The organism is Lysobacter sp. Root690 (assembly GCF_001427785.1).
Classification (GTDB): domain Bacteria; phylum Pseudomonadota; class Gammaproteobacteria; order Xanthomonadales; family Xanthomonadaceae; genus Lysobacter.
In genome coordinates this window covers 522,464-530,846 of record NZ_LMHM01000018.1, presented here as the reverse complement: position 1 = coordinate 530,846, position 8,383 = coordinate 522,464, and the positions used below count along the sequence as shown (strand labels likewise).

The following is an 8,383-nucleotide window of genomic DNA, read 5'->3' as shown; positions in this document are numbered from 1 at the left end:
ACGCCGGCGCTGGCGGCCCTCACCCAAACCCTCTCCCGCAAGCGGGAGAGGGCTTCAAAGCGACGTGCCAGGTGCCTTTAGGCGCCGCCACGCCTCGCCGAATCCCGCGTCAGCTCCCGCAACGACTCCGCCACCTGTCCCTTAAACCCTGAGCCCCGACCCCGCATCGGACTCAGTATGCTGACCGCCGTGAACGAATCTCTAGCCGACGCCACCGTCTCGCCCGAAGCCGAGGACGATCGCGCGCTGGTCGCCGCGGCGGCCGCGGGCGGGGTCGCCGCATTCGAGGCCCTGTACCGCCGCCATGCCAGCCGGGTCCACGGCGTGATCGCGCGCCTGGTCGGTTATCACGGCGCCCGCGCCGAGGATCTGACCCAGGAAGCCTTCGTCCGCGCCTGGCAGGCGCTGCCGAACTTCCGCTTCGAATCGGCGTTCGGCACCTGGCTGCATCGTCTCGCGGTCAACACCGCGTTGATGGAACTGCGCGGGCGCCGCAGCCGGCCGTTGGAGGATAGCGACGAGGACGCGTTCGACGGCATCGGCAGCGCCGATTCCGCCGGCCACGTCACCGCGTTGTCGATGGATCTGGAGCGCGCCGTCGCCAGCCTGCCGCCGCGCGCGCGCGCCGTATTGGTGCTGTACGACGTGGAAGGCTGGAAACACGAGGAGATCGCGGTCGAACTCGGCATGGCGGTCGGCAGTTCCAAGGCACAGTTGCACCGCGCGCGCAGCCTGCTGCGCACCCGGCTCGGAGAACAGGCATGAGCGACAAACCCCTCGATCCCCTGCACACGCCCGACGGCGAGTTGCCCGACGCGCTGCGCTGGCAGTTGCGCGCGCTGCGTCGCGATACGCCGCCGACGCGCGATCTGTGGTCCGGTATCGCCGCGCGTCTGGGCGAACAGGAACCGCCGCAGGACGAGCCTGCGCCGGTCGACCATCTCGCACCGATCGTGGCGGCGCCAGGCGAAGCATCGCCGGTCGAAGCGGCGCCGGCACCGCAGGTCATCGTCTTGCGTTCGCGCGAATCCTCGCGCTCCCGCTGGCTGGCGCCGATGGCGTTGGCCGCGAGCGTCGCGGTGCTGGCGGTGGCGTTGGGCGTGATGTGGAAGGGCGGAGCGGCGGTGGATGGCGCGGCGGCGGGCGATATGGCCGCTGTGAGTGACGCCGGCGGTCAAGATGCTTCTGCAGCGACTGGTGCGGATATCGCTGACGTCGGAACGAAACCGGCTGATGGTCGCGTCGGTGCTCAAGATTCCTCCACTTCGACCGCTACGCGCATCGCCGACGCCGGAAAGACGCCGGCTGATGGTCGCGCCGGTAATCGGAATTCCTCTGCCACAACGGATACAGGCATCGCTCACGCCGCGACGACGCCGGCTAGCTTGGTCCAACGTGAAGCCGACGGCATGACCCGCCAATACCAGGCCGCGATGCGCGAGATCGAACCGGTGAGCCAGCAGGCGGTCGCGCTGAAGCCGGCGTTCGACGAACTCGACCGCAACACCGCGCTGATCCTCGACGCGATGGCCCACGACCCCGATTCGCGCCTGCTGCTCGAACAACTGCGCCGCACCTATGCACGTCGCCTCGCGCTGGCTCAGCGCGTCGCCTACACCTGATCCAGGAGGACGCCACGATGACCTACACACGCTCCCGCACCACCTCTCGCGTTCTCCAGCGTCTGCCCGCGTTCGGCCTGTCCAAGCCAGGCCTGTCCAAGCTCGGCCTGCTCGCGCTCGGCCTGGCCGCCGCGCTGCCGGTGTTCGCCGCGACGCCGATCAATCAAAGCCGCCCGATCGATCCGCTCGGCAGCGTCGAGATCGACAACGTCAAGGGCCTGATCCAGGTCCGCGCCTGGGACCGGCCCGAGGTCAAGATCGAAGGCTCGCTCGGCGAAGGCGTGGAAAAGCTCGAGATCGAAGGCGACCGCGAGAATCTGTCGATCAAGGTGCGCTACCCCAATCGCGGCAGCGGCATGGGCCTGCTGGCCGGCGGCGACAAGGGCGAACCGACCGAACTGCGCGTGACCGTGCCGCTGCGGGTGAAGCTGGAGATCGATGCGGTCTCGGCCGACGTCGACGTCAGCGGCGTGGCTTCGCGCGAACTCAGCATCGACAGCGTCAGCGGCGATGTCGTCGTCGCCGGTGCGCCGCGCGAGGCCGAGATCGAGAGCGTCAGCGGCGACCTGCGCCTCACGCTCAACAGCGGCAAGGTCTCGGCCCAGACCGTCAGCGGCGACTTGGAACTGCGCGGGCGGCTCAACGGCGAGGTCTCGGTCGAGACCGTGTCGGGCAAGGTCGACCTCGCCACGCGCGAATCGAGCTTGAACAAGCTGTCTGGCAACTCGGTCTCCGGTGACCTGCGCGTGGCCGCGGCGCTTGTCGATGGCGGCGAGGTGTCGCTGGAAACCGTCAGCGGCGACATCCGCCTGACCTTGCCGCGCAGCCTGTCGGCGAACGTGCGCGGGCAGAGCTTCAGCGGCGACCTGCGCGCGCCCGATGCGCAGATCCAGCGGCCCAAGCACGGCCCGGGTTCGAGCTTCGAACACCGCTACGGCAGCGGCAGCGGCAAGATCAAGCTCGAGACCTTCTCGGGCGACGCGACGCTGGAACTGAACTGATCGATCGCGCGGCCGGCGCGATGCCGGTCGCGCCAGCCGCGGCGATCGCGAACCGCATGCGGGCCGTCGCCGCGCGGCCTGTGCGCCGCCGCGCCGGCAGTGTATTTTCTTCGCCAGGACGCGCATGCCGCGTCCGCTGCGCAAGCACCGCAGCGACGGCCGGCAGGGGCGCGGCCGCGACATCCAGCCCGGCGAGGACGCGGTCTTGAACGAGCAGGTCAATCAACTGGTCCAGGCCGCCGGCCTGGCCTCGCGCGCGGGCCGCTGGCAAGAGGCGGAAAAGCTCTGGCAACAGGTGCGCGCGATCGCGCCGCAGCATCCGCAGGCGCTGTACAGCCTCGGCATCCACGCCTTTCAGCAGGGCGACATCCAGGGCGCGATCGAGTTGCTGCATGCCGCGCACCGCGCCGCGCCGAACGACCCGATGATCCTGCTGTCGATCGGCGTGGTTCAGCGCGAACGCGGCGACGGCGCCGCCGAGTGGGAGGCGATCAGCGCTTCGCTGGTGGCCGATCCGTACTTTTTGGCCGGACTGTTGGCCAAGGCTTCGTTCCTCGAACGCCAAGGCAAGCAGCGCGCTGCGGCGGATGCGTATCGCAATGCGCTGACCGTCGCGCCGCCGCAGCCGCATTGGCCGGAGATGCTCAAGAACCAGTTGCTCCACGCCAGCCAGCGAGTCGAGGCATATCGCGAGGAGTTCGCCGAGTTCCTGGCCCACCGCGTCGGCGGCCCGCGCGCCGCGCTCGATGCCGGCACGCTCGGCCGCTGGGACGAAGCGGCGTCGATCATGGTCGGCCGCAGCAAGCCGTATCACGCCGACTGCAATCAATTGTGCGTGCCGCGTTTGCCAGCGATCCCGTTCCACGATCGCTCGCAGTTCGCCTGGGTCGAGGAACTGGAAAGCCGCACCTACGACATCGTCAAGGAAATGCGGGTGGTGCTGCGCGAGGAGCAGGCCGAATTCACCCCGTACATCGAGTACCAGCCCGGGGACCCGGTCAACCAATGGCGCGAGCTCAATCATTCACGGCGCTGGAGCACCTACAAGCTGTGGAGTTATTCCAAGCCGGTCGACGAGCATCTGGCGCGTTGCCCGCAGACCCGCGCCGCGCTGGAGGCGGTGGAGATGGCCGCGATCGCCGATGTCTGCCCGAACGCGATGTTCTCGGCATTGGCGCCGCATACCCATATCCCGCCGCATCACGGCGAAACCAACGCGCGCCTGGTCGTGCACCTGCCGTTGATCGTTCCGGACAACTGCCGCTATCGGGTCGGGTTCGAGCGGCGCGAATGGAAGGTCGGCGAAGTGCTGATCTTCGACGACTCGATCGAACACGAGGCCCACAACGACAGCGACGAGCTGCGCGTGGTGCTGATCTTCGATGTGTGGAATCCGCTGCTGTCGCTGGCCGAGCGCGAGATGGTCAACGCGATGATGGGCGCGCACCGGGATTTTCTGGCCGGGCGCTGACGGGCGTACGGATCACTCCGACTTCCGAAGCGAATCGAATCCCGAATCCCGAATCCCGAATCCCGAACGAAAAAAAGGCGGGCCGAAGCCCGCCTTGAATTCGACTCGGATCGTGTTTCTTATCAGAAGCGCATGGTCACGCCGACGGTGTAGTAACGGCCCAGGGTGTCGTAGTACTGCGGGAAGGTGTTGCCGCTGTTGAAGCCGGTGCTGCCGATGTTGCTGCCCACGACCGGCGGCTTCTTGTCGGCGATGTTGTTGACCGTCAGGTTGATGCGCGCGTTCCACGGCAGCTCATAGGCCATGGTCAGATCGAAGTAGTCGTACGCGTCGATCGAGGTGTACGGCTTGAAGAAGGTGATCGGACCCGGCTCGACGTCGACTGCGCTGAGGTGACGCCAGTTGAAGCCCAGTTCGAAGTCCTTGATCGACCACACCGCGCGGAAGTTCGACTTGTAGTCGTACACGATGCCGGCGATGACGTTGCACGACACGCCGTAGACGCCGACGCAATCGTGGACCGGAACCGAGGGATCGCCCTGGTAGTCGTACGAGTCGGTCTTGGTCAGATCCAGCGCGAAGTCCAGGCGGCCCCAGTTGTTGGACAGCGGGATGCCGTAACGCACGCCCAGGTCCCAACCGTCGCTGGTGATGCGGCCCTTGTTCGAGCGATCCAGGAACGGACCGCGCGCTTCGCCGTTGAGCGAACCGTTGGTGGCGCGAGCGCCGAGCATCAGTTGGCACATCGGGTGGTTGACGCTCAGCGTCGGGTTGAAGCGCTGGTCGTAGCAACCGAACAGCGCATCCTCGAGCACCGGACGGGTGATCGCGTCCTTGATGTCGATCTTCCAGTAGTCCAGGGTGATCGAGAAGTCTTCCACCGGCTGCCACACCAGACCCAGGGTCTGGGTGTCGGCCTTTTCCGGGCCCAGGATCGGGTTGCCGCCGGTGAAGGCGTTCGCCTGGCCGGAGTTCGGGCCCGCCACGCCGCCGTCGTCGATCAGGACCTGCTGCGGCACGCCGGTGGCGACGCACAGCTGTCCGACCGGACCGTTGATACCGCCGTTGGCGGCCAGGGGGCCAGCTTCGCAAGGATCGATCGCGGTGTTGTCCAGACCGGTGACGATCGGCTGGAACAGCTCGTTGACGTTGGGAGCGCGGGTCGCGCGCTGGAACATGCCGCGGAAACGCAGGGTTTCGATCGGCGCCCATTCCAGGCCGTACTTGTAGCTGCCGTAGTCGGTATCGGTCTGGCCGGACTTGAACTCGCTGTGGCGATAGCCGGCTTCGAAGTTCAGCGTTTGCGCGCCGGACTTGCCGCTGATCAGCGGAATGATGGTTTCGACATAGGCCTCACGCAGGGTGAAGTCGCCGCGGACGTCGGGATTGGCGCCGCCGGAACCTTGCACTTCGTTCGGATCGCGCGACGCGGCGTCGGCTTGGTTGCGCGCATCGACCTTGCGGCCTTCCAGACCGAAGGCCAGACCGATCGGGTAATCGGCCCACGGGCTCTTGAAGTTGTCGCCCAGGTCGCCGTTGACCGAGCCGGACCACACTTCCTGTTCGACGCGCTGGGTGGCGAAGGTCAGCACTTCGAGGAACTTCTTCGAATCGGTGCTGATCGAGCCTTCCGGACCCCACAGGTTCAGCGGCACGCAGCCGTTGGACGGGTCCACGCAGTTGACGCCGTCGAGCGACAGCAGCGCCTGCTGGGTGCGGGCCTTGGACAGGAAGCCGGCCGACACGGTCAACTGGTCGGCTTCGCCGTGCGACCAGTAGGCGTCGTAGCGCCAACGGTCGTTGATCGCGCCGCGCACGCCCAAGGTGGCCTGGAAGACCTTGTTCTGGAAGTCGGTCGAACGCGTGCCCAGCTCGGTGGTGCGGCGCAGAAGCGCGGCGTTGAAGGTCTCGGCGCTGCCCACGGTGCAATTGGTCAGACCGAACTCGGCGCACATCTGCGCGCGCGCGGGGCCGGGGATCAGCGGGTTACCGATGTTCACATCGAATTCGCCGCCGAACAGACCGCCCGGGGCGATCTGCGAGAACACGTTGGAACGGGTGTAGAGCAGCTGGGTGTACGCCTCGGCGTGCTCGTTGATCTCGTAGCGGCCCAATGCGGTGGCCTGCCAGCGATCCAGCGCAGTCTGGTTGAAGTTGTACGGGTTGTAGTTGAAGCGGGTGACGATGTTGTCGAAGCTGCCGGTGGCCGGATTGATCTGGCCCAGGCCGTCGACTTCGGTCGGAATCGAGGCGGCCGAACCGCCCGGGCTGCCGTCGATCGAGTCGAGGTTGAACCTGGAGAAGTCGCGCGCGCCCTGCAGCAGCGGATCGTTGTCGGTCTTGCCCAGGCTGATCACGAAGTTGCCGCGGCCGTCGTCCAGGTTCATGCCCATGGTGACGGTGGTGTTGCGGCGATCGCCGTCCTGCTTGCTCGACTGGCCGTAGCTCGAGTTGACTTCGATGCCTTCGAAGTTGCGCTTGAGCACGAAGTTGACCACGCCCGCGACCGCGTCGGCGCCGTACACGGCCGAGCCGCCGCCGGTGACGATGTCGACGCTGTCGATCAGCGCGACCGGAATGACGTTGGTGTCGACCACGCCGAACAGGTTGAACGGAACGACGCGGCGGCCGTCCATCAGCACGACGGTGCGATTGTCGCCCAGGCCGCGCAGATTGATGGTGGCGCCGCCGTTGGCGCCGTTGTTGGTGCCCGGACCGATCGAGGGCACGGCGCCCGGCACGATACGGAGGAAGTCTTCCGCGGTGACCGGCTGGTTACGCGCGATTTCCTCGCGGTCCACGGTCATGATCGGGCTGTTGGTGGTCAGGCCCGGGATGGAAATGCGGCTGCCGGTGACCTGGATGCGATCCAGGGTGGTGGCGTCGGCTTCAGCGGGAGCTGCGGCGGGGGCCGAAGCGTCCTGGGCGGAGGCCAGTCCGGTGCCGGCCAAGCTGGTCGCACCGACGCACAACGCGAATACGATCGCGTCGCGCAGCTGGGTGGTCTTCAGGGTCATCTCTCTCTCCAAGTGTCCTGAACGAACGGGAATGCCAAGCGAATGGGGCTTGCCAAACGGCGTATAAGCAACGGCCTAAATTGGCAAAGCCGGGCCGATAGTAGACGGCTTGGGGGATTAATTAAAGTGTTGTTAAGGACTAATTAGCGTCGCATGAAGGTCTGCGACTACATCCGCCCGCCACAAAAAAACACGGCCCCGAGGGGCCGTGTTGGGTGTCGCGGTATTGCGATCTTACTTAGAAGCGCTGCTGGTACTTGAAGTAGACGAAGCGACCGATGTCGTAGCCGCCGTAGTACGAGTAGCCGGAGTTAGGCTGAGCGTACTGCGGAGCGGCATAGTGCTCGAACACGTTGTTCGCGCCGACCGCGATGGTGGCGTTCCACGGCGCGTTGAAGCGGACCTGCATGTCGTGGAAGGTGTTCGAACCGATTTCGTTCTTCGGCGAAACCTGACCGTTGGTGTCCGGCGCCATGTAATCCGGCAGCGAACAGCGGTTGCCGAAGAAGCAGTCTTCCTTCACGCCGGAGTAGTAGCGCACGCCCCAGGTGAAGCCCCACGGACCCTTGTCCCAGCTCATGTTCAAATTCGAGCGCAGGCGGAAGTTGCCGTTGAAGCCGTTCTGCTGACTTGGGGCCGCCTCACCCAGTACGTCGGTCTGCAGTTCGTTCTTGGTCGTGTAGCTGTTCAACCACGCGAAACCGAAGCGGCCCCACTGCGTGTCGAGACGGNTTCACGTCAAAGTCGAAACCTTCGACTTCGTTGTAGCCCACGTTGATCGGCGCGAAGATGAAGTTGGTGATCGCGCCGGTGGCCGGATCGCGGGTGAAGCGCGAACGGGCCGGATCCTGTCCGGTGTTGCAGCGCGACTCGATGCCGCGGGTGTAGCAGTCGGCCAGCACCGTGGTCGGATCGTCGCCGGTGATCGCGTTTTCGATCTTGATCGTCCACCAGTCCAACGACAGGTTGAGGTTCTCGACGAAGCCCGGGCTCCACACGACGCCCAAGGTCTTGGACTTCGAGGTTTCCGGAATCAGCTTGTCGTTCGAACCCGACAGGAACGGCGTATTGGTCTGCGTGCCCGGACCCGGCGCGAGTCCGTCATCGGTATTCGCGCGCTGACGGAAATCGGCAGGCACGTTCTGCAGACAGCGGGCATTGCCGGCGGCATCGCCGAAGCTGGTGTCGCAGGCGTCGGTGTAGAACGAGAACGACTGGCTCAGGCCGCCGTACAGGTCGGCGATGGTCGGAGCGCGGAAGCCCTCGGCGTAA

General features: G+C 66.1%; 5 protein-coding genes and 2 pseudogenes. 4 read left to right on the top strand and 3 right to left on the bottom strand.

Features of this window, described 5'->3' with window-relative positions; all coding sequences use genetic code 11:
• Positions 1-189: 189 nt before the first annotated feature.
• The 4 genes from ASD86_RS25405 (at position 190) to ASD86_RS25390 (ending at position 4,094) form a co-directional block, all read left to right on the top strand.
• Positions 190-765 (top strand): sigma-70 family RNA polymerase sigma factor, encoded by a 576-nt coding sequence (locus tag ASD86_RS25405; RefSeq protein WP_235567901.1) that lies wholly within the window; start codon positions 190-192, stop codon positions 763-765.
• Positions 762-1,622 (top strand): hypothetical protein, encoded by an 861-nt coding sequence (locus ASD86_RS25400; RefSeq protein WP_056117243.1) that lies wholly within the window; start codon positions 762-764, stop codon positions 1,620-1,622. Before ASD86_RS25405 ends, ASD86_RS25400 begins: the two co-directional genes overlap by 4 nt.
• A 17-nt stretch (positions 1,623-1,639) precedes the next feature.
• On the top strand, positions 1,640-2,623 hold the full coding sequence (locus ASD86_RS25395; protein ID WP_056117241.1) for a DUF4097 family beta strand repeat-containing protein: 984 nt from the start codon (positions 1,640-1,642) through the stop codon (positions 2,621-2,623).
• Positions 2,624-2,747: 124 nt separating this feature from the next.
• On the top strand, positions 2,748-4,094 hold the full coding sequence (locus tag ASD86_RS25390) for an aspartyl/asparaginyl beta-hydroxylase domain-containing protein (protein ID WP_082578711.1): 1,347 nt from the start codon (positions 2,748-2,750) through the stop codon (positions 4,092-4,094).
• A gap of 122 nt (positions 4,095-4,216) precedes the next feature.
• Here the strand turns inward: ASD86_RS25390 and ASD86_RS25385 are convergent, their stop codons facing one another.
• The 3 genes and pseudogenes from ASD86_RS25385 to ASD86_RS28145 form a co-directional block, all read right to left on the bottom strand.
• On the bottom strand, positions 4,217-7,111 hold the full coding sequence (locus ASD86_RS25385; RefSeq protein WP_056117239.1) for a TonB-dependent receptor: 2,895 nt from the start codon (positions 7,109-7,111) through the stop codon (positions 4,217-4,219).
• Between the two features lie 238 nt (positions 7,112-7,349).
• Positions 7,350-7,842, bottom strand: a pseudogene (locus tag ASD86_RS28150) (TonB-dependent receptor); the annotation flags it as partial.
• 1 nt (position 7,843) lies between these two features.
• Positions 7,844-8,383, bottom strand: a pseudogene (locus ASD86_RS28145) (TonB-dependent receptor); the annotation flags it as partial.

Coding starts and splice junctions, on each gene's coding strand:
- ASD86_RS25395 (WP_056117241.1), top strand. CDS start 1,640: ATGACCTACACACGCTCCCGCACCACCTCTCGCGTTCTCCAGCGTCTG.
- ASD86_RS25390 (WP_082578711.1), top strand. CDS start 2,748: ATGCCGCGTCCGCTGCGCAAGCACCGCAGCGACGGCCGGCAGGGGCGC.
- ASD86_RS25385 (WP_056117239.1), bottom strand. CDS start 7,111: ATGACCCTGAAGACCACCCAGCTGCGCGACGCGATCGTATTCGCGTTG.
- ASD86_RS25400 (WP_056117243.1), top strand. CDS start 762: ATGAGCGACAAACCCCTCGATCCCCTGCACACGCCCGACGGCGAGTTG.